The following is a 23,731-nucleotide window of genomic DNA, read 5'->3' as shown; positions in this document are numbered from 1 at the left end:
GTGGACGATCACTTTTCCTGTTCTTGCAGCGTGACGAGGCCGAGGTTCTTGAACCCTGCGGCCGAGATGCGAGCCATGACCTTCATCACCGTGCCGTAGTCAGCATTGGTGTCGCCGCGCACATAGATGCGCTCGTTGTAACCGGTGGTGGCAATCGCCTCGAGCTTCGGCACGACCTCTTCGATCGCGATCGGCGTTTCCTGCAGGAAGATCTCGCCGGCCGGATTGACCGAAACGGTGATCGGCTGCGTATCGGAGTTGAGCGCCTTGGCCTGCGTTTCCGGCAGGTCGATCGGCACGCCGACCGTCATCATCGGTGCTGCCACCATGAAGATGATGAGCAGCACCAGCATCACGTCCACGAAGGGCGTGACGTTGATTTCGCTCATGATCGCTTTCTTGCCGCCGCGGCGACGACGACCGCCGCCCGAACCTTTGGCTCCGCCAACCGACATACCCATCAGCGTGGTCTCCGTGCTCTCTGGCGATTATTGCGCGGCCTGACGCGGGCTCTGCAGCTTCTCGTCGATCTGCCGCGACAGGATGGCAGAGAACTCGTCGGCAAAAGCTTCCATGCGCGCCGAGAGCTTGCCGGCGTCGGCCGAAAACTTGTTGTAGGCGATAACCGCCGGGATAGCGGCGAGAAGGCCGATTGCGGTGGCGAGCAGCGCTTCGGCGATACCGGGCGCCACGACCGCAAGGTTGGTCGACTTCGAACCGGCGATCGCCTGGAACGAGGTCATGATACCGACGACCGTACCGAAGAGGCCGATGAAGGGTGCGGCCGAACCGATCGTCGCGAGCGAGCCGAGGCGGGCTTCGAGCGATTCCGATTCCCGTGAAAGCGTCACGTCCATGGCGCGGTCGATACGCATCTGCAGGCCGATCGGCGAGCGGGCGCCGCGTTCGAAGCTCTTCTTCCATTCGCGCATGGCGGAAACGAAGATCGCCCCCATGCCGGCGGTCTGCCGGTCGGCAAGCGTGCGGTAGAGCTCTTCCAGCGACTGTCCGGACCAGAACACCTGCTCGAAGCTATCGAGCTGACGGCGCACACGGCCGTAGTTCAGCGTCTTGTCGACGACGATCGCCCAGGTCCAGACCGAGGCGGCAATCAGCCCCAGCATGACCAGCTTCACGACAAAGCCCGCCTGCATGAACAGCGACCAGAGGGTCACATCGTGCGTCGCAGCGGCCAATCCAACCTGTTCCATCGTCTTCAGTCCCCGAATCCAAACACCCGGCAAGAGCTGCTCATGCTCGTGACCGGGTAGCCCAAACGTCCTGTTTGCAAGAATGCCCGGCACCGCCGTAGATCGCACCATCGCGACCTTTATTAGCTTTAGGTTGCCTTCTTGCCGTCAATTTTGGTCAAAGGATGACGTGCACTGCACAAATCCTGATGCAGTGATTAAGACACCATTATGGTTAAGCAACCGTTACCGAACTGTGTCTTTGCAGTATCACCTGGCCGCCGGAACTTACGTTCGCCGGGCACGTTTCTTCGCCATGGCTCAGCAGACGACACGACAGCGCGACAAACGGCCCTCCTCACCGCATTTTGATCCGCGGGACCGGCTGATCCTGGCGCTTTACGCCCAACTCAAGGCCGAGCGCGAAACCCGCGCGGCGTTGGAGGACGCGCTTGCCCACGGCGTCCTGTCGTCCGATGTCCTTCAGGCAATCATCTCCGATCCAGTTCCGGTGGTCACAAGCGAGGAGATCGCCCACATCGAACGGGCCCTCGCCCACGAGACCCGACCGGCTGAATCCCCTGATGGGACGCCAACCCTCCGACGATTGAGTGGAGGCGGGTAATGGCTGCACGCCGTGATCCGCTCGCCGAATACAATAAGCGCCGCGATTTCAGCGAGACCCGCGAGCCCAGAGGCAGCCGCAGCCACAGCCGGTCGAACCGCAAGCGCTTCCTGGTGCAGAAACATGACGCCACGCGCCTGCATTACGATTTCCGGCTGGAATGGGACGGCGTGCTGAAAAGCTGGGCCGTGACCCGGGGACCGAGCCTCAACCCGCAGGACAAGCGTCTCGCCGTTCGCACCGAAGACCACCCGCTTGCCTATGGCGATTTCGAAGGAACAATCCCCGAGAAGCAATATGGCGGCGGCACCGTCATGTTGTGGGACACCGGTTGGTGGGAACCGGAAAACGATCCGGATGAAGGATTGCGTGAAGGCAAGCTGACGTTTCATCTGCACGGAGAGCGCCTGCAAGGTGGCTGGGCGCTGGTCCGCATGCGGCCACGCCCAGGCGAGAAGCGGGAGAACTGGCTGCTCATCAAGGAGGGTGACGACATCGCCACCGAAGATGGCGAAATTCTCTTGGAGGATTATCAGACGAGCGTCACCACCGGCCGCAGTATGGACGAGATCGCCGCGGGCAAGGGCGAACGGAAGAAACATGTCTGGGCTTCCAACGGGAGCACATCAGAGAACCTCAGGGCCGGCGCAGTCGATCCGCCGTCGACGAAACAGAGCAAATCGCCCACACTCTCGACCAGGACGATTTCCGAGGGGCAACGGAAGCGCAAGGAGGTAAGTGCCGTGACACCCGAAACGCCGAAATCGGCAACGAAGTCCGGGGGCAAATCCCAGGTGAAAGCCGCGAAGGCGTCGAGCACGAAAGGCAGCTCGAGCGCAGCAGAGGAAACGGTCCTCGGCGTACGGATCACCCATCCGGAGCGGATCCTGTTCGAAGGTCAGAGCATCAGCAAACTCGATCTCGCCCGCTACTATGCCGTCGTCGCGGATCGGATGTTGCCATACGCCGCCGAGCATCTGCTGTCGCTTGTCCGCGCCCCGCAAGGCGTCAAGGGACCACGTTTTTACCAGAAGCATGCGAGTGAAGGCTTCCCGGACGAGATCAAGGAAGTTCCCGTCACGGAGAGCTCCGGCGAGACCGAGAACTACATGTATGTGCGCGACGCCAAAGGCCTGGTCGCCGCCGTGCAGATGGGCACGCTGGAGTTCCACATCTGGGGCTCGCGCTTCGACAAGCTCGAGACCCCCGATCGGCTGATCTTCGACCTCGACCCCGACGAGGGCCTCGACTTCGCGGTGGTCAAGACGGCGGCCGTGGCGCTGCACGACGCGCTCGACGAGATCGGGCTGAAATCGATCCCCATGGTCACGGGCGGCAAAGGCGTCCATGTCATCGTGCCATTGGTAGCGCGGGCCACCTGGCCAGAAGCCAAGGGCTTCGCCAAGACCTTTGCCCAGGGTTTTGCCGAGCGCGAACCGGACAATTTCGTCGCCACCATGTCGAAGGAGAAGCGCAAGGGCCGCATCTTCATCGACTGGCTGAGGAACGAGCGCGGCGCGACCGCGATCGCCCCCTATTCCACGAGAGCACGATCCGGCGGACCGGTGGCAACACCCATCAGCTGGGACGAGCTTTCCGCGCTTGAAGCCGCCAACGGCTTCCGGATCCCCGACATTCTCGAACGGATTGAAAGCGGCATAGATCCCTGGCGGGACCTGGCGAAGGTCAGGCAATCCCTGACCAGGAAGATCCTGGACAAGCTCGGAGTCGAGGACGTCGACTAAACCGCGTTTGTCGAGGACGTGCCGGGCTATCCCGCGCTCTCCTTGGCGTGCTGGAACTTGTAGGCCAGCGCCTCCGGCAGCCGCCGCGGCCGGCCCTGGCCGTTGATGACGGCGATGATCACCCTGGCGGCGATCAGCAGTTGCTCGCCGCGACGGATTTCCTGCAGCAGCACCATCTTGGCGCCGCCGGCCTTCTCCGTAACCGTGGTGATCGTCAGGATATCGTCCATGCGCGCAGGCAGCTTGAAGTCGATCTCCATGCGATGCACCACGAAGACCAGACCTTCGCTGTCGCCCTCGATCGCAAGCGTCGCCTGTTCGACGCCGAGCAGGCGCAGGAAATCGGTGCGGGCGCGCTCCATGAAGTGCAGGTAGCGGGCGTGATAGACGACGCCGGAAAAATCGGTGTCTTCGTAATAGACGCGCTGGATCAGCCGATGGCCGTTTTCGGTCAGTTCGCCTGCGAGCGAAATCAGGGACATGCTTTTCTCCGCAAGTACATCCCGTTTCCTGTGCAGGAACAAAAAGCCATTTGCAAGCATTGCAGCGTTGTCACAATCCTATCCTATCACGTGACGGACTTCCTTCCATCGATCAGGAGAACGTGCATGAAGATTGCGATTCTCGGCGGCGACGGTTTCGTCGGTTGGCCTACGGCTCTTCACCTGTCCGATACGGGCCACGATGTCCATATCCTCGACAATCTCTCCCGCCGCTGGATCGATACGGAACTCGGCGTGCAATCGCTGACGCCGATGGATTCGATCCAGGAACGCACCCGCATCTGGCATGCCGAAACCGGCCGGCGCATCCATTTCAATCTCATCGATCTTGCCCGCGACTACGAACTCCTCAAGAACTGGCTCGCCGAGCACCGCCCGGATGCGATCGTGCATTTCGCCGAGCAGCGCGCCGCGCCCTATTCGATGAAGAGCGACCGCCACAAGAACTACACGGTCAACAACAACGTCAACGCCACGCACAATCTCCTGAACGCGCTGGTCGAACTCGGGCTCGACGCCCATCTCGTGCATCTCGGCACCATGGGCGTCTATGGCTATTCGACCATTGGTGCTGCGATCCCCGAAGGCTATCTGCCTGTCGGTATCGAAACGATGGGCGGCGAGACCGTCAGCCAGGAAATTCTCTATCCGTCCAATCCCGGCTCGATCTACCACATGACCAAGTGCCTGGATCAGTTGCTCTTCCAGTTCTACGCCAAGAACGACGGCCTCAGGATTACCGACCTGCACCAGGGCATCGTCTGGGGCACCCATACCGAGCAGACGCGCCGCCACGCCCAGCTCATCAACCGCTTCGACTATGACGGCGACTATGGCACCGTCTTGAACCGTTTCCTCATTCAGGCGGCGATCGGATATCCGCTGACGGTACATGGCACCGGCGGCCAGACGCGCGCCTTCATCCACATCCAGGATTCTGTCCGCTGCATCGAGCTGGCGCTGAAGAACCCGCCCGCCCGCGGCAGCCGCGTCGAGATATTCAACCAGATGACCGAGACCCACCGGGTGCGCGACCTCGCCGTGATGATCGCAGCGATTTCAGGATCGCAGATCGCCTGGCTGCCGAACCCGCGCAAGGAAGCGGCCGAGAACGAACTCGTCGTGCACAATGAGAAGTTCTTAGGCCTCGGCCTCAACCCGACGCGGCTGCAGGACGGGCTGCTGTCGGAAATCGTCGATGTCGCGAAGAAATTCGCCTATCGTGTCGATAGAACGCGCGTGCCTGCCGTCTCCGCCTGGACCAAGGACATCGCGCCGCTGATCAACCACGACCCAGAGGGCAAGCGGCTGAAATCCGTTTCATGACATCAAACGACCCTTCGGAGGGGCTGCGCCCCTCCTCGCCACCCTTGGCCGATCATGCCTTCGTGACGCTCGTCACTAATGCCGACTATGCGCTCGGTGCCCGCGCGCTCGCACGCTCCATCCGGCTCACGAGCACCAAGGCGGATATCGTCGTGCTCCATACGGGCGGGGTAGCGCTCGAAGCACTGGCGCCGCTGGCCGAGTTCGGCTGTCGCCTGATCGAGACCGATCTCTTGCCGCTTTCCGATGCCTTCAACGAGCGTCATCAGCGCCGGAACGTGCATGAGAAGGCACCCTTCACCAAGGGCCGCAAACCGGCCTTCCACTCGCCGCTCGACAACTTCTGCAAGCTCAGGCTCTGGCAATTAACCGAATACTGCCGCTGCGTCTTCATTGATGCCGACGCGGTTGTGCTCCGCAACATCGACCGGCTGTTTGCCTATCCGGAATTCTCCGCGGCCCCGAATGTCTATGAAAGCCTCGCCGACTTTCACCGGCTGAATTCCGGCGTCTTCGTCGCCGAACCGTCGTTGGCGACATTCGACAGGATGCTCGACCGGCTCGACGCACCCGATGCCTTCTGGCCACGCACCGACCAGACCTTCCTACAAAGCTTCTTCCCGGATTGGCACGGCCTGCCGGTGACGATGAACATGCTGCAATATGTCTGGTTCAACATGCCCGCGCTCTGGGACTGGCGCTCGATCGGCGTGCTGCACTACCAGTATGAAAAGCCCTGGGAAAAAGACCATCCGCGTGCCGGGGCCCTGCGGCCACTGATCGACCTCTGGTTCGCCTACCTGACCGGGGACGACATTCCGGAGATCGCCTCCCTCCCCAATCCGGCGCACCGATGAGCAGGGTGCTGGTCTCCGGCGGCACCGGCTTCGTCGGCCGCTTCATCGTCGAGCATTTGATCGCCCATCGCTACGAGGTGATCGTTAGCGGCCGCCATCCCCCCGATAACAGCTTTTTCTCGCGCAACCTCCCCTTCGTTCCGCTCGTCCTCGATCTGGATCGCGATCAGTCCGCCGCGTTCGATGGCATTGACGGCTTTGTTCATGCCGCCTTCGACCATGTCGAGGGCAAATATCGCGGCGGTGAAGGCGATGATCCGGAGGGCTTTCGCCGTGCGAACATCGATGGCTCGATCCGCCTGTTCGAGACCGCTCGCGCTGCCGGCGTCAAACGCTGCGTCTTCCTGTCGAGCCGCGCCGTCTACGGCAGCAGGCGCCCAGGCCCCATCGACGAGACATTCGCACCCGATCCGGACACGCTCTATGGCGCGGTGAAGGTCGCCGTGGAAGATCACCTACGCCTGCTTGCGACCGAGGATTTCAGCGTGGCAAGCCTGCGCGTCACCGGCGTTTACGGCGCGGCCGCTCCTGGCAGGCAGCACAAATGGGCCGAGCTGTTTGCGAACTATCTTGATGGAAAACCGATCCAGCCTCGGATCGGCACCGAAGTTCACGGCGACGACGTCGGCGCCGCAGTACGGCTCATGCTGGAAGCGGATAGCGACACCGTGCGCGGTGAGGTCTTCAACGTTTCGGACCTGCTGCTCGATGTCAGGCAAATCCTGTCGGTGGTGCAGACGCTGACCGGGTCTCGGCACCCATTGCCGGAGGCCGCTTCAGCGGATGGCTATCTCGTCATGTCGACCGAAAAGTTGCGCCGGCTTGGCTGGCAACCCGGCGGATCCGAGCTGTTGGCGACGACGATCAGGGAGTTGGTCACAGACAGCAAGTCGGCGTAAAACCCCCGACGCCTGACCGGGCTAACCGAGGTCGATGACGACGATCTCCGGCGGCACGCCGAAACGGACCGGTGCAAGCGAGCAGCCGAGACCGCCGGAGACGATCAGGTTGCGGTCGTCCTCGACCATGTGCCCATAGGCATAGCGATCGCCGAAACGCGAAGGCACCACGGGCGCGAAGCCGAGAAGCCGCACCTGCCCGCCATGGGTATGACCCGACAGTGTCAATGCGACCCGTGGGGGAACGCTCGGGAAGATGTCCGGCTCATGTGCCAGCAGAACGACCGGATCACCGTCATTCACCTGTGCGAGCGTGCCGTCGAGATCGTCGAGACCCGCCATGCGCTGGCGCTGCCACTTCTTGCCCGGCACCAATGCAAGCTGGTCTTCGAGACCGGCGATCCAGAAGCCCTGCCCGTCCTTTTCCAGCCGGATTGCCCGGTTGCTGTAAACGTTGATGCCGACATCCTGCAGCGCCTTGTGCCCGAAGGTCGGACCGCCGCCATTTTTCTGCGCGGTCTTGTCCTCCCACCAGTCGTGATTGCCCATGACGGCATGCACGCCGAGCGGCGCCGAGAGGGTCGCAAGCGCCTTCGCCCATTCGCTGGAATGCACGTAGCGGGTCACGAAGTTCATGCCGGCCGCATAATCCCCGAGCAGCACCGTCACGTCGCCGCCCAGCGCGTTGGCCTGACGGCAGATCGAAGCGATGCGACCTGCCGGCATCCAGGGCTCGCAGGCATGGATATCGGCGAGCGCGACGACGCGCAGCTTCAACCCGGGCGTCCAGCCGGGCGGCGTCAGGGTGTAGCGGGTCACGTTCAGCCGGGCCAACGGCTCGACGGCGAAGGCGTAACCGCCGAGCGCCGCCATGCTGGCGATACCGCCGCCGATCACTTTCAATAATCCGCGGCGGGTAATCATCTATTCGTCCTCGAGTGTCAGCCGGAACTGCGTCGCCTCGACCTCTTTCGGCGGGTTGAGGCCGATATGTTTCCAGGCATTTGCGGTCAAGATACGACCGCGCGGCGTACGCTGTATGAAGCCCTGCTGGATCAGGTAGGGCTCGATGATGTCTTCGATCGCATCACGCGGTTCCGAGAGACCGGCGGCGATGGTTTCGATGCCGACAGGCCCGCCGGCGAAATTCTGTGCGATCATGAAGAGATAGCGGCGGTCGAGCTGGTCGAGCCCCATATTGTCGACCAGCAGCCGCGTCAGCGCCTCGTCAGCGATCTTCCTGGTCACGGCTTCGGCGCGCGCCACTTCGGCGAAATCGCGCACCCGCCGCAACAGCCGGCCGGCAATACGCGGCGTACCGCGGGCGCGGCGGGCGATCTCGCGCGCGCCATCGTCTGTCATGCCGAGGCCCATCAGCCGGGAACCTCGGCGCACGATCGATTCCAGTTCCTCGACCGTGTAGAAGTTGAGACGCACGGGAATGCCGAAACGGTCACGCAGCGGCGTGGTCAAGAGGCCGAGGCGGGTCGTCGCCGCGACCAGCGTGAACTTCGACAGATCGATCTTTACCGAACGCGCCGCCGGGCCTTCGCCGATGATCAGGTCGAGCTGGAAATCTTCCATCGCAGGATAAAGAATTTCCTCGACCGCCGGATTGAGCCGGTGGATCTCGTCGATGAAGAGCACGTCGCGTTCTTCGAGATTGGTAAGCAAAGCCGCAAGGTCGCCAGCCTTGGCGATAACCGGACCGGAGGTCGAGCGAAAGTTGACGCCGAGTTCCTTGGCCATGATCTGCGCAAGCGTCGTCTTGCCGAGGCCGGGCGGGCCAACGAAGAGCACATGGTCCAGCGCCTCGCCGCGGTTCTTGGCCGCTTCGATGAAAATCTTCAGGTTGGCGCGCGCTTCCGCCTGGCCGGTGAATTCGTCCAGCGACTGCGGGCGCATGGTCGCATCGAGATCTTCACCGCGCTTTTCCGGCGTTATCAGACGTGCCGCGTCAGTCATGCATTCGTTCCAATTGGTCAGTCGTCATGGCGCAGGTACTCACCTGCGTCCGGCCCTCTTCCGTTCTGCCTTGAGCGCCCCGCCAAGGCAAGCGATCATCGCGCCAGTTCCTTGAGGCCGAGGCGAATGAGCTTGGCACTGTCGCCCCCCTCACCGCCATTCTTCAACGCGGCGGCCACCGCATTGGCCGCCTGGTCGCGTGAATAGCCGAGATTGGTGAGCGCCGAAACCGCATCCGATACCGGCGCGGACGCGACCCCTTCGCCGAGTTCCTGCTTGAGGCCGATCGAGCCCGACATCTCGCCGGCAAAGGACGGTGCCTTGTTCTTGAGCTCGGTGACGATACGAACCGCCACCTTGGGCCCGACGCCCGGCGCACGCGAGACCGAGGTCTTGTCCTGCAACGCAATTGCATTTGCCAGTTCGCCCGGCGTCAAGGTCGAAAGTACCGCGAGTGCCACTTTCGAGCCGACGCCCTGCACGCTTTGCAGGAGGCGGAACCATTCCCGCTCCAGCGCAGTCAGAAAGCCGAAGAGCTTCAACTGGTCCTCGCGCACATAGGTCTCGATGAAGAGCATCGCCGCCTCGCCGGCCGATCCGAGCTTGGACAGCGTGCGCGCCGAACAAAAGGCGACATAGCCGACGCCATGCACGTCGAGCACGACATGATCCTCGCCGATCTCGTCGATGGTACCCTTCAATTTGCCGATCATATGGCGTCTCTCGCGGTGGGCTGGGATGGTCGCTCAGACCATCGGAAAATTTCTTGTCTACAGTGCCGCGCGTCTACAAGACTCGCTAAGGTCGCTTTAACACTTTAGATCTGCTGCAACTACGCCATCAATGCGGCGAGCCGGCTTGTCACCGATTGGCGGTTGTGAGCATGACAAATGGCGATGGCCAATGCGTCCGCCGCATCGTTGCCCTTGAATTCGACCTTCGGCATCAGAACCTTGATCATCATGTGGATCTGCTGCTTCTCGCCGTGGCCGACGCCGATCACAGCCTTCTTGACCGCGTTCGGTGCATATTCGGCGACCCTGAGGCCCGCGCGCGCCGGCACAAGCATCGCAATGCCACGCGCCTGGCCGAGTTTCAGCGTCGCGGTTGCATCCTTGTTGACGAAGGTCTGTTCGACCGCCGCCTCGTGCGGCTGGTAGCTGTGCACCACCTCGGCAAGCCCGTCGTGCAGCTGGCAGAGTCGCGAGGCGAGATCCATCTCGCCATCGGAGGTCACCGTGCCGGAGGCCACGAAGCGCAGCGAGTTGCCGAGCGTCTCGATGATGCCCCAGCCGGTACGGCGGAGGCCCGGATCGATGCCGATGATGCGAATCGTGTTCTGCATGAAATTCACCCTATGATGCTCGCCCGGACGCTGCCAGCAAAAAGTGAACAAAACAAAAACATACGCACAGGTGAGACGGGCTTCAGGATTTCTTCGCCACTGCCCTTGGATTGAGGAAAATTGAGCTTACATAGCCTTTCATCAATTTCCCTCAATAAAGGGCTCCATGCCATGGCGACTTTCTCCGTCCTCGATCTTTCCCCGATCACGCAAGGAGGCAGCATCGCCCAATCACTCGAAAACTCGCGCCGTCTGGCCCAGGCTGCCGAGGAAAACGGCTACCAGCGCTTCTGGCTCGCTGAGCATCACGGCATGAAAGGCATTGCCAGTGCGGCGACCTCGCTGGTGATCTCGCATGTGGCCGCAGCCACGAAGACGATCCGCGTCGGCTCCGGCGGCATCATGCTGCCTAACCATTCGCCGCTGGTGATCGCAGAACAGTTCGGCACGCTGGCCGCACTCTATCCCGGCCGCATCGACCTCGGCCTCGGCCGCGCACCCGGCACCGACATGCGCACCGCCCAGGCGCTGCGGCGCAACATGGAAGCAAGCGGCAACAACTTCCCGAACGACGTCGTGGAACTGCAGGCCCTGCTCGGCCCTGTCGCAGAGGATCAGAAGATCATCGCCGTTCCGGGCGCCGATACCAACGTGCCGATCTGGCTGTTGGGCTCAAGCCATTTCAGCGCTCACCTCGCCGGCATGCTCGGCCTTCCCTTCGCCTTCGCATCGCATTTCGCGCCAGACATGCTGCTTTCGGCGCTGGAGATCTATCGCGAGCGCTTCACGCCGTCCGAGACGCTCGACAAGCCGCATGTCATGGTCGGTGTCATGGGCGTCGCCGCCGATACGGACGAAGAGGCCAACTATCTCTTCACCTCGATGCAGCAATCCTTCGTGGCGCTGCGGCGCAATGCGCGCGGACAGTTCCCGCCGCCGGTTCAATCGATGGATGGGCTCTGGAGCTATGACGAAAAGATCTTCGTCGACCATTCGATGATGTATGCCGTCGTCGGCGGGCCCGAGACGATCCGCCGGAAAATCGGAACCTTCCTCGATCAGACGAAGGCCGATGAACTGATCATTTCCATGCCGATCTTCGACATGGAGGCGCGCCTGCATTCGCTTCGCCTCTTCGCCGACGCGCAGAAGGAACTCGTCAAGGCCGCATGAAGCCGCAATCAGATCGCTCCGAAGGCCGGTGCGATTTCATCCATGCGTGAAAAGAACCGATCCGGTCCGAGCCCCTGCAGAAAGTTCGGATCGGCATAGCCCCAAGAAACGGCGCCAGCCGCCACGCCAACCTTGCGCGCAGCCTCGATGTCGCGCGCCTCGTCGCCGATCGCCAGCACGCGCGCCGGATCAAGACCGGAGTGACGGATCGCCCGCTTGAAGTGCTGCGCCTTGCCGAAAAGCGCCGCGCCACACTCATAGAGATCGACGGTCGCCGCCACGTCGCCGAGCGCGGCGCGAATGCCCTCCTCCGCGTTCGAACTGACAATCGCAATGCCGATGCCTGCCGCCTTCAATCGCAAAAGCAGATCGGCCGCACCTGGAAACAGCCGCACGGACGCGGCCTCGGACGCCATGGCCCGGCGCATGAAGCCGGCAATCTGCGGCAGCTTCCACATTGGCACGCCGAGATGCGCGATGATCTCGCGATTGCCCATCGTCCTCAGTGACTGGAATTCCTCGACGGAAAGCTCGCGGAAGCCGTAGCGCCGTGCAGCACTGTTGCACGCGGCCATGAAGCTCGCCGCCGTGTCGGCAAGCGTGCCATCGAAATCGAAGATCGCGAAGTCATAGGTCATCGGGCCATCCAAAGAAAAACCCGTGCCCTTTCGGACACGGGTGCATATTCCGGTAACGATAGGCCGTCCGATCAGGCCGACAGCTTCGCCAGGATCTCGTCCGACACTTCGAAGTTCGAATAGACGTTCTGGACGTCGTCGTCGTCTTCGAGCGTGTCGATGAGCTTCATCAGCGACTGCGCCTTTTCTTCATCGACCGGCACGGTGTTCTGCGCCTTCCAGATCGCATTGACAGTCTCGGCTTCGCCGAGCGTGTCTTCGAGCGCCTTGGAAACGTCGCCGATCGCTTCGAAACCGCAGATGATGGTGTGGCCGTCCTCGTCGGTGGTCACGTCGTCGGCTCCGGCCTCGATCGCCGCTTCCATCACCTTGTCGGCGTCACCGGCGGAGAGCTTGTAGGTGATTTCGCCGACACGATCGAAGGAGAACGAAACCGAACCGGTTTCGCCAAGCGCGCCGCCGGCCTTGGTGAAGGTCGAGCGCACGTTGGAGGCGGTACGGTTGCGGTTGTCGGTCAGCGCCTCGACGATAACGGCAACGCCGCCCGGGCCGTAGCCCTCGTAGCGGACTTCTTCGTAGTTTTCCGCGTCGCCGCCGGAGGCCTTCTTGATCGCCCGTTCGATGTTGTCCTTCGGCATCGACTGTGCCTTGGCGTTCTGGATCGCCAGACGCAGACGCGCGTTCATGGCCGGATCGGCCATGCCGGACTTGGCGGCAACCGTGATTTCGCGCGCGAGCTTGGAAAACATTTTCGAGCGCACCGCATCCTGACGGCCCTTGCGGTGCATGATGTTCTTGAACTGTGAATGGCCAGCCATGGCACCCTCTGCATGCATGAATTTGAATGGAATGGGGCGCCTTATAGTTTTATTGCTGCTTTCCGTCCAGCCGGGGCGCGGCTTTTCAGTCGGCAGAGACCTGCGCACGGCTGAGCAGAAAGCTGTGTCCGTCGTCGCGGCGACAGGAAAGGCCGGTGCGTTCGGAAGCACACGCGAACGGCCCCCGTGACCAGCTTTGCCCATAGTCGAGCACCTGAGCTGCCGAGCAGCAGCTCGGATCGCCAACGGCGTGATTGAGTGTGGCGGCCCCTGCACGGCCGAGCGTGGCGCGCACATAGCGCGGCGCGACGATATCGCAGGCAAGCTCAGGCCCACCGTCCTGAGGCTGGTACACCGCGGTGCCGCCGGCCGGCGTGTAGACGCAGCCGATATTGCCCGACGGCATCATGAACATCTCCTGTTCGCCCACGGGCTGTGCTGCCGTCTCGGGTAGACTTTGCTGCTGTTGTCCTTCGGGAGAGGGCATGCGCGGTGGCGGTGCGCCGCCCGCCGCGGCAAGGGTCGAAAGGGAGAGAAAAATCGAAACGCCGACCACAAGCAACTTCATTGGGCGATCCTGAGTGTTCAGACGCCCTTGAGAATATAAATCAATGGTTTGCTTGGCAAGGAACGCAACGATACTTTGATGCTGGCGCTGTCAGCGAAGCGTTTGTCGTAGTCGTCGCCGAACATGTCCAGAAAGGCGTCGATCGGCGGGCCACGGCGGTGCATCGGCAGGATCAGCGAGGCGCGCAGCCGGCTGACCACCCGGCTCATGCTCTCGGCACCCATGGTCAGGCCGCCATCGACAGGCACCATGAGCACATCGAGCCGGCCGATCTGGCGGTAGTGGCTGTCGTCGAGCTCGTGATGAAGATGGCCGAGGTGACCAATGCAAAGATCCGCTACCTCGAAGATGAAGATCGAGTTGCCATCGTGCTCCATTGCGCCACCCGCACGGATATCCGTCGTGACGTTACGGATATAGGTGTCGCCCACCACGAGGTCGTGACGGGCGGGTACGCCGTTCTCGCCCCAGCCATGCAGCACATTCTTGATCGCCGGGTCAGGCGCCAGCGTATAGTGGCTCGAATGCGCCTTGTTCATCGTCGCGACCGTCGGAGGCGACGAGGGCGCGAACCAGCCATTGTAATCGGTCGCGATCGACACGCCGTCTGGCGTCTCGATCAGAAAGGTGGAATGGCCGAGATAGGTGATCGTTACCTCACCGACCACGGCCTTTCCCTTGGTGGCAGCAACGGGCGTGAAGCTGGCGAAGGTCGCCTGCGGTATGGCTTCTGCAATCGCCTGGCACTGACTGACATGGCGGGGTGGTTGCTGCGCATGCGCGACCGACGGCCAGAACGCGTGAATGAGCCAGATGGCGGCGAACGTGTAGACAAGGTACCGGAGCATCAGCCTTCACCTCTCTCACTTGCTTTTCTGACCTCGGGCCCGAAGGGCACGTGGCAGATAGCCGTTGCACAGCGAATGGAAGCCTTTGCCTTCGCTCGGCCTGATGATGGCGTCACGGGCAGGGAGAGAATTGTTCAAGGGCCTGTCTGCGTCCAGTTACAAACGGCTGCCCGTGCTCACATTTGCGTCACCGCCCTCGGCAGGAACAAGGAAACCTGACTCGTCCAACGACAACGCCCCGGCATTGCTGCCGGGGCGTTGCAACCTTGCGATTGCGTCCCGCTACTCTGCTGGATGGGGCGCCGGTTCGGTCATCGTCGCCGGCTTGCGCCGCCGGAAGGACCTGAGCGCGACGTAAAAAACCGGCGTCAGGAACAGGCCGAGGAAGGTCACGCCGAGCATTCCCGAGAACACCGCGGTGCCGAGCGACTGGCGCATTTCCGCGCCGGGACCGGTGGCGATCATCAGAGGCACCACGCCGAGGATGAAGGCAAAGGCCGTCATCAGGATGGGCCTGAGGCGGAGTTGGCTCGCCTCCACCGCCGCCTCGATCGGGGTCTTGCCCTCGTCCTCACCTTGGCGTGCGAACTCGACGATCAGGATCGCGTTCTTGGCCGCAAGGCCGATCAGAACGATCAACCCGATCTGCGTCAGCACGTTGTTGTCGAGACCGCGGATGGACACGCCGACCAGCGCCGAGAGCACGCCAAGCGGCACGATCAGGATAATCGCCAGCGGCAGCACCCAGCTTTCATACTGGGCCGCCAGCGCCAGGAACACGAAGACCACCGACAGTGCGAAGATGAACACCGCGGTGTTGCCCGTCTGGCGTTCCTGGAAAGCGAGTTCCGTCCACTCAAAGGTCGTGCCCTGCGGCAGGATCTGGGCGGCGAGCGCCTCCATCTTGTCGAGGGCTGTGCCGGTCGAGACGCCCGGCGCAGGGTTGCCCTGCACCGGAACCGATACGTACATGTTGTAACGCTGCACGAGCGTCGGACCGGCGGTGTCGCGGATTTCGACGAGCGTGCCCATCGGCACCAGCGCCCCGGTTGCGGAGCGAACCTTCAGCGCCAGAATATCGTCGCGCTCGATACGGTACTGCTGATCGGCCTGCGCCCGCACCTGGTAGACACGGCCGAAGGCGTTGAAGTCGTTGACGTAGGAGGTGCCGAGGTTGATCGACAGCGCCTCGAAGATGTTGGGGATCGGCACGTTGAGCGTGCGCGCCTTGTCGCGGTCGATCGCCAGGAAGTATTGCGGGCTGGAGGCTGAGAAGGTGGTGAAGACCCCGGTCAGCCCTTCCGTCTGGTTGGCCGTACCCATCATCTGATAGGCAAGCCCCAGCGCGCGCCGCATGTCGGCGCCCTGCCGATCCATGATCTGCATCTTGAAGCCGCCGGAGTTGCCGATGCCGCGCACCGACGGTGGCGGTACGGCAATGATGAAGGCTTCCTGGATGCTCTGCAGGCTGCCATAGAGCTGGCCGATGATCTGGTTGGCACTCTGGCCGTGCTTCAACCGTTCTTCGAAACTCTCGAAGGGGGCGAAGACCACGCCCGAATTGGACGCGTTGGTGAACGTCGCACCGTTGAAGCCGGCAAAGGCGACGGCACTCTTCACTCCAGGGACGTCCTGGATGATCTTCGACGCCCGCTTGACCACCGCATCGGTGCGGTCGAGCGAGGCACCGTCTGGAAGCTGGATGACGACGATTGCGTAACCCTGGTCCATGGTCGGCACGAAGCCGCTCGGCACGATCTGTGCCATGTACCATGTGGCCCCGAGCAGGCCCACAAAGACGAGGAGCGCCGCGGCCACTGCCGTCTTCGTCGACACCAGTTTGCGCACGATCCAGGCATAGCCTTCGGCCATGCGGTCGAAACCGTTGTTGAAGCCGTTGGCCAGTGCCCGGCCGAAGCGCGTCAGCGGGTTGCGGCTCTCGTGATGGCCGTTTTCGTGCGGCTTCAAGAGGATCGCCGCCAGTGCCGGCGACAGCGTCAGCGAATTGAAGGCAGAGATCACTGTCGCCACCGAGATCGTCACGGCGAACTGCAGATAGAACTGGCCGGCGATGCCGGGGATGAAGGCCGTGGGCACGAAGACGGCGGTCAACACCAGCGAGATCGCGATAACAGCGGCACCCACTTCGTCCATGGTCACATGCGAGGCTTCGCGCGGGGTCATGCCGCGCGCGAGGTTTCGCTCGACGTTCTCGACGACCACGATCGCATCGTCGACGACGATACCGATCGCCAGCACCAGGCCGAACAGCGTCAGCATGTTCAGCGAGAAGCCGAAGGCGTAGAGGAAGGCGAAGGTGCCGACCAGCGACACGGGGATGGCGACGATCGGGATGATCGCCGTGCGCCAGGACTGCAGGAAGACGAGAACGACGATGGCGACGAGCAACGCCGCTTCGCCGATCGTCTTGTAGACCTCGTTGATCGATTCCGAAATGAACTCGGTCGGATTGTAGACGATCCGGTATTCGAGCCCTTCCGGGAAATCACGCGCGACGTCGGTCATCACCTTCTGGATCTGCTCGGCAGCGTCGAGCGCATTGGTGCCCGGCCGCGAGAAGATGCCGAGCGCCACCGCCGGGCTGCCGTCGAGATAGCTGTTGTTGACGTATTCGCGGGCACCGAGCTCGACGCGGGCGACATCCTGCAACTGCACGAGGCGACCGGTTTCCGTCGCCTTGACGATGACGTAGCGAAACTGCCGCGCATCGCTGAAGCGACCGTCGGTGGTGACGGTGTACTGGAAGGCGCTGTCGCCCGGCGCCGGCGGACCGCCGATCGAACCGCCGGAGACCTGCACGTTCTGCTCGCGCAACGCTTGCACCACGTCACCGGCCGTCATGCCATAGGCGGACAGTTTTTCCGGATCGAGCCAGACACGCAGCGCATATTCGCGCTCGCCGAACAGGATGACGTCGCCGACGCCGTCGAGCCGCACCAACAGATCGCGGATGCGCGTGCGGGCATAGTTCGAGACGTAGAGCTGGTCATAACGTTCGGTCGGCGAGAGCAGATGCACGACCATCATCAGGTCGGGCGAGCTCTTGGCCGTGGTGATGCCGATGCGTCGGACCTCTTCCGGCAGGCGCGGTTCGGCGATCGACACGCGGTTCTGCACCAGCACCTGTGCCTGGTCGAGATCGGTGCCGAGCTTGAAGGTAATCGTCAGCGCCATCGAGCCGTCAGCGGTTGAATAGGAGGACATGTAGAGCATGTTCTCGACGCCGTTGATTTCCTGTTCGAGCGGCGTCGCCACGGTGTTGGCGACCGTATTGGCGTCGGCGCCGGGATAGGCCGCCCGCACGACAATGGTCGGCGGCGCGATTTCCGGGTACTGCGCCACCGGAAGCTGGAAATAGGCAATGCTGCCGACGATCAAAAGGACGATCGAAAGCACCGACGCGAAGATCGGTCGATCGACGAAGAAGTGAGCGAACCTCATTGCGTCGTCCCCGCCGCTTGCGCCTCAGGGGGAAGCTGAATCATCTCGGGCTTTACCTTGGTGCCGGGGCGCGCCCGCATCAGGCCGTTGACGACAATGGTCTCGTCGCCCGTCATGCCGCTGCGGATGACCCGATAGCCATGCAGTTTCGGTCCGAGCCGCACGGGCTTGGTCACCACCGATCCATCGGCTGTCACCTCATAGACGATCCGCTCGTTCTGGTCGGCGCCGATCGCCTCATCCGGAATGAGCACGGCCTTGTAGGTGTTCGAGCCTTCGATCTGCACACGGCCGAAGAGACCAGGCTGCAGCACCAGCTTCGGGTTGTCGAGACGGGCGCGCACGCGCATGGTGCCGCTCTGCGGGTCCACACGGTTTTCGGCGAAGTCGAGCTTGCCCTTGAACGGTTCCTCCTGCGAGTCGGCGATTGTGACGAGTACCTCGAGCGCACCGCCGCCTTCCTGCAACGCACTGCCGCGTTCGCGCGCGACCCGCGCATAGGACAAGAGCCGCCGTTCGTCGACGTCGAAGTAGAAGTCGATCGGATCGAGCGAGACGATCGTCGTCAGGACGGTCTGGTCCGCCTGCACCAGGTTGCCCGTCGACAGCAAGCGCCGGTCGACGCGGCCGCTGAGCGGCGCGGTTATGGTCGTGTAGTCGAGGTCGAGCTTGGCGCGCTCGACCGCCGCTTCCGAACCGCGCACCAGCGCCTGCGCCGAAAGCAGCGCACGACGATGATCGTCAAGCGTCGAAACCGACAGCGTGCCGGTGCCCGTCAGCGATTGCGTGCGCTTGAACTGGGACTCGGCGAATTCCAGCGTTGAGCGCGCCGATTCCAGGGTCGACTCGGCCTGGGAGAGGGCCGTGCGGTAGGGACGCTGGTCGATGACGAAAAGCTTGTCGCCCTTCTTCACCAGGGCGCCGTCAGTGAAATTGACCTCGTCGAGATAGCCGCCGATGCGGGCGCGAACCTGCACCTCGTCGACCGGCTCGAAGCGGCCGATGAACTCGTCGCTGTCGATCACGTCACGCACGACCGGCTTGGCGACGGTCACGACAGGCAATTGCGCGTCCTGTGATTGGGCACCAACAGCGGAAAGAAGGGAAAGAGAAGCGCCGACGATCATCGGCAAATGCCATTTAGACAACATGCATGCCCTCCGAATGCACTCGGGACGACGATGGGCAGCCCGACCGACCAACCACCGCAATCGCTTTGAATACTTCAGAACAGGACATGAGCGGAAAATCGCCGCATCACTCTCCCGCTCCGCACAAATACTCGGATCGGCAGCGACCCAAGAGGCAAAGTCACACAAGCAATTAAATGATACAGCGGTCCCCGCTCTGGGCCGGCGAACACTGTTGGATCGAGATCGCCGGGCAGAGAGCGCCTGCTCCCTATTGTCCGGTGACGGCAGCACAAGCCCGCAATTCAGGACTGCGGACGGTATTCATTACTGGAAAACACTCGAATACATCACGCCCCGGCCCGGCGTGATTTCGCGATAACCTGCCATCATTTGATGGGGTTGTCACCTTGAAAAAAATCAATTCCCGGAAGGCGATACGTGGCAGCGCGCGCTTCAACCGGAAGCGCGTTCGACAAGCAGGCGGTGCTGCTGGCTTCGTTTTTTAGGACCAGAAATCCGGGATCGTCTCGGCCAGCCTCGGGCCGAGCCGCAGCGGCGCGATCTTTTCGGCAAGCCCGGTGCGGTCGGAGATCTCGACGCCAAGCCCGCAGATGGTCGCGGGACCGGAGGCGGCCTCGAAACGCCCCTTCGGCATCTTCGAAATGAACCGGTTGAGCGGCTCTTCCTTGTCCATGCCGAGCGAAGAATCGTAGTCGCCGCACATGCCGGCGTCGCTCATATAGGCCGTACCGCCATTGAGGATCTGGTGGTCGGCGGTCGGCACGTGCGTATGGGTGCCGACGACGAGGCTGGCGCGGCCATCGACGAAATGGCCGAAGCACTGCTTCTCGCTGGTGGCTTCCGCATGGAAGTCGAAGACAATCGCATCCGCCTGCTCGCCGAGCGGGCAAGCGTCGAGGATGGCTTCCGCCGTCTTGAAGGGATCGTCGAGCTCCGGATGCATGAAGACGCGGCCCATGACGTTGGCGACCAGCACGCGGGCGCCGTTGCGGGCGAAATACAGGTTGGAGCCGCGGCCGGGCGTGCCGGCCGGATAGTTGGCAGGGCGCAGGAACTGGTCGTGCCGCTCGCAGAAGACGACCGCTTCCTTCTGGTCCCAGACGTGATTGCCGGTCGTCACCACATCGGCGCCGGCATTGATCGTCTCGAGAAAGATGTCTTCGGTGATGCCGAAACCGCCGGCGGCATTCTCGCCGTTGACGATGACGAAATCGAGCTTGAGGTCACCAACCAGCCCTGGAAGCCGCTCCCAGACCGCCGTACGGCCCGTCTTGCCCACCATATCTCCCAGAAACAGAAGCCTCATGCTCGCTCAAATCCCACCAGGGCAGCCCCGGCGGAAGCGCGTCAGCGGTTGTTGCGTCCGGAACTGCATAAAACAAAGAGATAGAGCGTCTACACGATCCCGGCCGCGCAGGAAACGCCTTAGATGAAATCAGCGAAAACCGCGCAACGACCTGCCGCCCCCGACCTTTGCGATCTCAAGGCTTTAGCCCACTCCACCGTCTCGGCGAAATGAACTCAGAAATGCCGAAACCCGCTCTCGGTGAGCACGGCGTCGAGCGCGACATCGTGCGGTTCGGCCGGCACGGATGTCACTTCCTGGCAATCGAAGGCGATGCCGATCAGCTTTGGCAGGTGGCCCTTGTTGCGCAGCCGGTCGATGGCGCGGTCGTAATAGCCGGCGCCATAGCCGATCCGGTGGCCGGTCGAATCGAACGCGGAAAGCGGTACGAGCATGATATCCGGATCGAGTTCCGGTGCGTCCGGTCCCGGACCTGTCGTTCCGAATCCGGTGGCGATGACGTCGATGCCATCGAGCAATTCGCGGAAGATGATCGTCTGCTTGTCCATGATCACGGGAAGGCAGAGCCTGGCACCACGCTGCTTCAGCCGCGCCATCAGCGGCCGGATGTCGACCTCGGAGCGGATCGGCCAGAAGCCGGAGACGATATGTCCGGGATCGAGCGCGATGACGTCGCCAGCGTGATCGGCCATGGTCAGGCTCGCTTCGATCCGCATCTCCGCCGACATTGCATCGCGCAATGCCAGCCTCTCCTTGCGCAGTGCTGCCTTCAAATCCCTCGGTGACATCGCATCCTCTCCTGCCAACCCGCCGCCCGCCATCGTCGCCGGAGAAAAATCACTTCCCGAAATGGCACAAGTTCCCCATCTCTCGCCGATTCCCGGGCCGGCCACCAGCCTGTTTACGCAATGGTATCTTTCGCCCACCCACCGACATCGCCGCATTTGCAGCAGATTGCGACAATCATGCCACCCCCTTCCCGGTTCGGCACAGCATTAGCTTTCCATTCATCATGGGCAAGGGTTCCGCTTTCGCGAAACAGGAGCCGCGTGCAAATAAGGACACGATTTCAAATAATTAGCAGGAACTAATGCCCGTGTTCGATGTATGGACGCGCTCCTGCAGGCAGCAGTGGAAAAGCCGACGTCCATGAAGGACCAGATGAACGAACTCGACCCGTTGGAACTGCGTTGCCTGACGCTTGCCGCACGCGGCCGCACGCGCCAGGACATGGTGCGCGAGACCGACATTCCGCTCGATCGGATCGATCGGGCACTAACGGATGCCATGCGTAAGTTGCAGGCGGGCAATCTCGCCGAAGCGGTGTTTCGCGCCGCCAGGCTGGACCTCATCTCCTAGAGCATCCCGCTCTCAAGTGGAATCACTGGAGGCGGAAAGATGCTCTAGAATCAAAGTGCTAAAGCGTCTTTGTGCGTTCACCTGAACGCACGGCGCTCTAGTCCCGTATCTGCCGGCAGATACGCTCACAACAGCCAGTGCGACCGGTAGGCGATCGCCAGCTTTTCCCGCTGCATCATGTCGGCTGCCTCATGATAGATCCCCGCATCGCGCAGGAGCGCCGGCTTGCCTGATGGCACGTCCACCGGCACCTCGGGAAACAGGACGTCGCAAGACCATTGCATCGCTCGACGCCGGAGCGCGATGGAGGCTTCGGAAAACGCGAAGAGGGCAAGCACGCTCATGGAGAATGACCCTGCGCAAGATGATCGAACCAGCCAATCTTCGTCCTCGCGTTGACATCTGACAAACGAATTGCGAGCATGGCTGCTATCAGAATTTCTGATGGATACAACCATGTCCCTCCCCCTCGACAGCGAATTGCTCAGAACCTTTCTTGCGGTCGTCGACACCGGCAATGTCACACGCGCCGCCAATATTGTCGGGCGCACGCAATCCGCCGTCAGCATGCAGATCAAGAAGCTCGAGGACATGCTCGGCGACGCGCTGTTCGAGCGCCACTCGCGTGGCGTCGTGCTGACGCCGCAGGGATTGCGGCTGCTCGACAATGCCAGACGCATCGTCACGCTGCTCGACGACACGGCCACCGCGATGCGCCAGCCCGCTCTCGACGGCGCGGTCCGGATCGGCATACCCGAGGAATACATCAACTCTACCCTGCCGAAAGCGCTCGGAACCTTCGCCGCCATCCACCCCGGCGTCGAAGTGACCGTTCAGCAGGGCGCTTCGATGACCAACATCGCGGCACTGGAAGCCGGCGAGCTCGATCTCACTGTCGTCTTTGAACCCGGCGGGCGCACGAAGAACGAAGTGCTCATGATGGACCCGACCGTCTGGGTGACCTCGGAGCAGCACCGCACCGACGAGCGGCGACCGCTCCCGATCGCCACCTATACCTATCTGGAAGGCGGTTGGTGCGACGACCTCGCCCAGCGCAATCTCAGGAAATGCCGCCTGGAAAGCCGCGTGGCCTATGTCAGCCGCACGAGCGGCGGCTTGATGGCTGCAGTGGTGTCGGGCCTTGCCATTGCGCCGCTCGCCCGCAGCAGCATTCCGGCCGGGTGCCGCGAACTGACGGCCGATGACGGCTATGAAGTGATCGACCACTCCAACGTCGTGTTGCGGGTATCGAAAGCGGGGAACGGCAAGGACCGGATCGTCGAGGCCATGGCCGACGCCATTCGCCGGGCCTTTGCCGGAGATTGAACGGCTGCCTGAAGGGGGGGAGAAGGTGCGATCCACACAACCGATGGATAGTTTACGATCCCGGGTACCTACAAAGTAGGTGGGCGCCATGTGTCCAGACCCACGAGCCCGGACAGGGACGGCTCCCTTGAGATCGAGTATGGCCCCGGGGATTGTGGTTCCTGTCGGGAAGCGCAGACCGCAGTCGATATATAAAGTGTCTCGGTGCTTCGCGCCAGAGGCTCGCCACCGAAACCTTTAGCTTGCTGGTGTCGTGGTGCGGCCGTTCAGCTTGGCGGCAATGCTGTGGATCTGCGCGGTGACTTCGCTGAGCGCAGAGGCCAGCGCCTCCTCGCTCTTCATCTGGTCGGAAAGTGCGGCATCGCGACCATCAGTCAGATTGCCGACCTCGGCCTCGAGGCTCTTCAGCCGGCGGTTGACCTCGCTGAGCTCGTCCATGACCATGATGCCGGCCATGACGGTGAGGCGCAGATCGCCGATCTCGCCAAACTGGCTCTTGAGATGTCCGACATACTGATCGAATTTCGTGGCAAGCTCGGTCAGGTGACCTTCCTGCCCTTCCTCGCAGGCCATCCGGTAGGCCTTGCCGTCGATCGATACTGTGACCTGCGCCATGTCGCTTTA

At 62.4% G+C, this 23,731-nt stretch carries 25 protein-coding genes and 1 other RNA gene; 8 read left to right on the top strand and 18 right to left on the bottom strand.

Going from position 1 to position 23,731, the window contains the following annotated elements; all coding sequences use genetic code 11:
* Nucleotides 1-8: 8 nt before the first annotated feature.
* Both tolR and tolQ read right to left on the bottom strand, forming a co-directional pair.
* Entirely contained in the window at nt 9-461 is a 453-nt protein-coding gene (tolR, locus tag ASE60_RS27170; RefSeq protein WP_025424730.1) for a protein TolR, read from the bottom strand.
* A 27-nt stretch (nt 462-488) separates the two neighbouring features.
* Nucleotides 489-1,211 (bottom strand): protein TolQ, encoded by a 723-nt coding sequence (tolQ, locus tag ASE60_RS27165; protein WP_057254694.1) that lies wholly within the window; start codon nt 1,209-1,211, stop codon nt 489-491.
* Nucleotides 1,212-1,506: 295 nt separating this feature from the next.
* On the opposite strand from tolQ, the gene ASE60_RS27160 reads away from it, so the two are divergent.
* Together ASE60_RS27160 and ligD are read left to right on the top strand one after the other, a co-directional pair.
* Nucleotides 1,507-1,815: a hypothetical protein gene (locus ASE60_RS27160; protein ID WP_057254693.1), complete on the top strand. Its 309-nt coding sequence runs from the start codon at nt 1,507-1,509 to the stop codon at nt 1,813-1,815.
* The gene (ligD, locus tag ASE60_RS27155; protein ID WP_057254692.1) at nt 1,815-3,560 is read left to right on the top strand and encodes a non-homologous end-joining DNA ligase; all 1,746 of its coding nucleotides are present in this window, start codon (nt 1,815-1,817) and stop codon (nt 3,558-3,560) included. Before ASE60_RS27160 ends, ligD begins: the two co-directional genes overlap by 1 nt.
* 26 nt (nt 3,561-3,586) lie before the next feature.
* Here the strand turns inward: ligD and ybgC are convergent, their stop codons facing one another.
* Nucleotides 3,587-4,042, bottom strand: a complete 456-nt coding sequence (ybgC, locus tag ASE60_RS27150) for a tol-pal system-associated acyl-CoA thioesterase (protein ID WP_057254691.1) — start codon at nt 4,040-4,042, stop codon at nt 3,587-3,589.
* A gap of 126 nt (nt 4,043-4,168) precedes the next feature.
* On the opposite strand from ybgC, the gene ASE60_RS27145 reads away from it, so the two are divergent.
* From ASE60_RS27145 to ASE60_RS27135, 3 genes are read left to right on the top strand one after another with little or no spacing between them, the layout of a single operon-like run.
* Nucleotides 4,169-5,389, top strand: coding sequence for an NAD-dependent epimerase/dehydratase family protein (locus ASE60_RS27145; protein WP_057254690.1), 1,221 nt, complete (start codon nt 4,169-4,171; stop codon nt 5,387-5,389).
* Nucleotides 5,386-6,246: a glycosyltransferase gene (locus ASE60_RS27140; protein WP_057254689.1), complete on the top strand. Its 861-nt coding sequence runs from the start codon at nt 5,386-5,388 to the stop codon at nt 6,244-6,246. The genes ASE60_RS27145 and ASE60_RS27140 overlap by 4 nt, the downstream gene beginning before the upstream one ends.
* The gene (locus ASE60_RS27135) at nt 6,243-7,145 is read left to right on the top strand and encodes an NAD(P)-dependent oxidoreductase (RefSeq protein ID WP_057254688.1); all 903 of its coding nucleotides are present in this window, start codon (nt 6,243-6,245) and stop codon (nt 7,143-7,145) included. Before ASE60_RS27140 ends, ASE60_RS27135 begins: the two co-directional genes overlap by 4 nt.
* A 21-nt stretch (nt 7,146-7,166) precedes the next feature.
* On the opposite strand, the gene ASE60_RS27130 is transcribed toward ASE60_RS27135, so the two are convergent.
* The 4 genes from ASE60_RS27130 to ruvC form a co-directional block, all read right to left on the bottom strand.
* Nucleotides 7,167-8,069 (bottom strand): metallophosphoesterase, encoded by a 903-nt coding sequence (locus ASE60_RS27130; protein ID WP_057254687.1) that lies wholly within the window; start codon nt 8,067-8,069, stop codon nt 7,167-7,169.
* The gene (gene ruvB, locus ASE60_RS27125) at nt 8,070-9,110 is read right to left on the bottom strand and encodes a Holliday junction branch migration DNA helicase RuvB (protein ID WP_057254686.1); all 1,041 of its coding nucleotides are present in this window, start codon (nt 9,108-9,110) and stop codon (nt 8,070-8,072) included. It lies immediately after the preceding gene.
* Nucleotides 9,111-9,205: 95 nt separating this feature from the next.
* On the bottom strand, nt 9,206-9,823 hold the full coding sequence (ruvA, locus tag ASE60_RS27120; protein ID WP_057254685.1) for a Holliday junction branch migration protein RuvA: 618 nt from the start codon (nt 9,821-9,823) through the stop codon (nt 9,206-9,208).
* Nucleotides 9,824-9,942: 119 nt separating this feature from the next.
* A complete protein-coding gene (ruvC, locus tag ASE60_RS27115) occupies nt 9,943-10,455 on the bottom strand; it encodes a crossover junction endodeoxyribonuclease RuvC (RefSeq protein ID WP_057254837.1) in 513 nt (170 codons plus the stop codon).
* Nucleotides 10,456-10,626: 171 nt separating this feature from the next.
* Between ruvC and ASE60_RS27110 the strand changes: the two genes are divergently transcribed.
* Nucleotides 10,627-11,628 (top strand): LLM class flavin-dependent oxidoreductase, encoded by a 1,002-nt coding sequence (locus tag ASE60_RS27110; protein WP_057254684.1) that lies wholly within the window; start codon nt 10,627-10,629, stop codon nt 11,626-11,628.
* An 8-nt stretch (nt 11,629-11,636) separates the two neighbouring features.
* Here ASE60_RS27110 and ASE60_RS27105 read toward each other — a convergent pair whose 3' ends face one another.
* The 8 genes from ASE60_RS27105 to ASE60_RS27070 form a co-directional block, all read right to left on the bottom strand.
* Complete coding sequence (locus ASE60_RS27105; RefSeq protein ID WP_057254683.1) at nt 11,637-12,266, bottom strand: HAD hydrolase-like protein; 630 nt, start codon at nt 12,264-12,266, stop codon at nt 11,637-11,639.
* Between the two features lie 71 nt (nt 12,267-12,337).
* Complete coding sequence (locus tag ASE60_RS27100) at nt 12,338-13,084, bottom strand: YebC/PmpR family DNA-binding transcriptional regulator (protein WP_057254682.1); 747 nt, start codon at nt 13,082-13,084, stop codon at nt 12,338-12,340.
* Nucleotides 13,085-13,169: 85 nt separating this feature from the next.
* Nucleotides 13,170-13,652 carry a hypothetical protein gene (locus ASE60_RS27095; RefSeq protein ID WP_244495717.1) on the bottom strand — a complete coding sequence of 161 codons (483 nt, stop codon included), beginning with the start codon at nt 13,650-13,652 and terminating at the stop codon, nt 13,170-13,172.
* Between the two features lie 17 nt (nt 13,653-13,669).
* Nucleotides 13,670-14,503, bottom strand: a complete 834-nt coding sequence (locus tag ASE60_RS27090) for an MBL fold metallo-hydrolase (RefSeq protein ID WP_082616147.1) — start codon at nt 14,501-14,503, stop codon at nt 13,670-13,672.
* Between the two features lie 279 nt (nt 14,504-14,782).
* On the bottom strand, nt 14,783-17,962 hold the full coding sequence (locus ASE60_RS27085; protein WP_057254680.1) for a multidrug efflux RND transporter permease subunit: 3,180 nt from the start codon (nt 17,960-17,962) through the stop codon (nt 14,783-14,785).
* Nucleotides 17,959-19,113, bottom strand: a complete 1,155-nt coding sequence (locus ASE60_RS27080) for an efflux RND transporter periplasmic adaptor subunit (protein ID WP_057254679.1) — start codon at nt 19,111-19,113, stop codon at nt 17,959-17,961. The genes ASE60_RS27085 and ASE60_RS27080 overlap by 4 nt, the downstream gene beginning before the upstream one ends.
* A 484-nt stretch (nt 19,114-19,597) precedes the next feature.
* On the bottom strand, nt 19,598-20,422 hold the full coding sequence (locus ASE60_RS27075) for a YmdB family metallophosphoesterase (RefSeq protein WP_057254678.1): 825 nt from the start codon (nt 20,420-20,422) through the stop codon (nt 19,598-19,600).
* Nucleotides 20,423-20,637: 215 nt separating this feature from the next.
* A complete protein-coding gene (locus ASE60_RS27070) occupies nt 20,638-21,210 on the bottom strand; it encodes a 5-formyltetrahydrofolate cyclo-ligase (RefSeq protein WP_057254677.1) in 573 nt (190 codons plus the stop codon).
* 373 nt (nt 21,211-21,583) lie between these two features.
* On the opposite strand from ASE60_RS27070, the gene ASE60_RS27065 reads away from it, so the two are divergent.
* Entirely contained in the window at nt 21,584-21,781 is a 198-nt protein-coding gene (locus ASE60_RS27065) for a transcriptional regulator (protein ID WP_244495716.1), read from the top strand.
* A gap of 125 nt (nt 21,782-21,906) precedes the next feature.
* Here ASE60_RS27065 and ASE60_RS27060 read toward each other — a convergent pair whose 3' ends face one another.
* A complete protein-coding gene (locus ASE60_RS27060) occupies nt 21,907-22,125 on the bottom strand; it encodes a hypothetical protein (RefSeq protein WP_057254676.1) in 219 nt (72 codons plus the stop codon).
* Between the two features lie 112 nt (nt 22,126-22,237).
* On the opposite strand from ASE60_RS27060, the gene ASE60_RS27055 reads away from it, so the two are divergent.
* Nucleotides 22,238-23,107, top strand: a complete 870-nt coding sequence (locus ASE60_RS27055) for a LysR family transcriptional regulator (RefSeq protein ID WP_057254834.1) — start codon at nt 22,238-22,240, stop codon at nt 23,105-23,107.
* Between the two features lie 25 nt (nt 23,108-23,132).
* On the opposite strand, the gene ssrS is transcribed toward ASE60_RS27055, so the two are convergent.
* Nucleotides 23,133-23,290: non-coding RNA, 6S RNA (gene ssrS, locus ASE60_RS34175), on the bottom strand.
* A 54-nt stretch (nt 23,291-23,344) separates the two neighbouring features.
* Nucleotides 23,345-23,722, bottom strand: a complete 378-nt coding sequence (locus tag ASE60_RS27050; RefSeq protein WP_057254675.1) for a cell division protein ZapA — start codon at nt 23,720-23,722, stop codon at nt 23,345-23,347.
* Nucleotides 23,723-23,731: the final 9 nt, after the last annotated feature.

The sequence above is a fragment of the Ensifer sp. Root278 genome, assembly GCF_001429285.1.
In the GTDB taxonomy this organism is placed as follows: domain Bacteria; phylum Pseudomonadota; class Alphaproteobacteria; order Rhizobiales; family Rhizobiaceae; genus Ensifer.
This window is presented reverse-complemented; position numbering and strand designations above follow the sequence as displayed.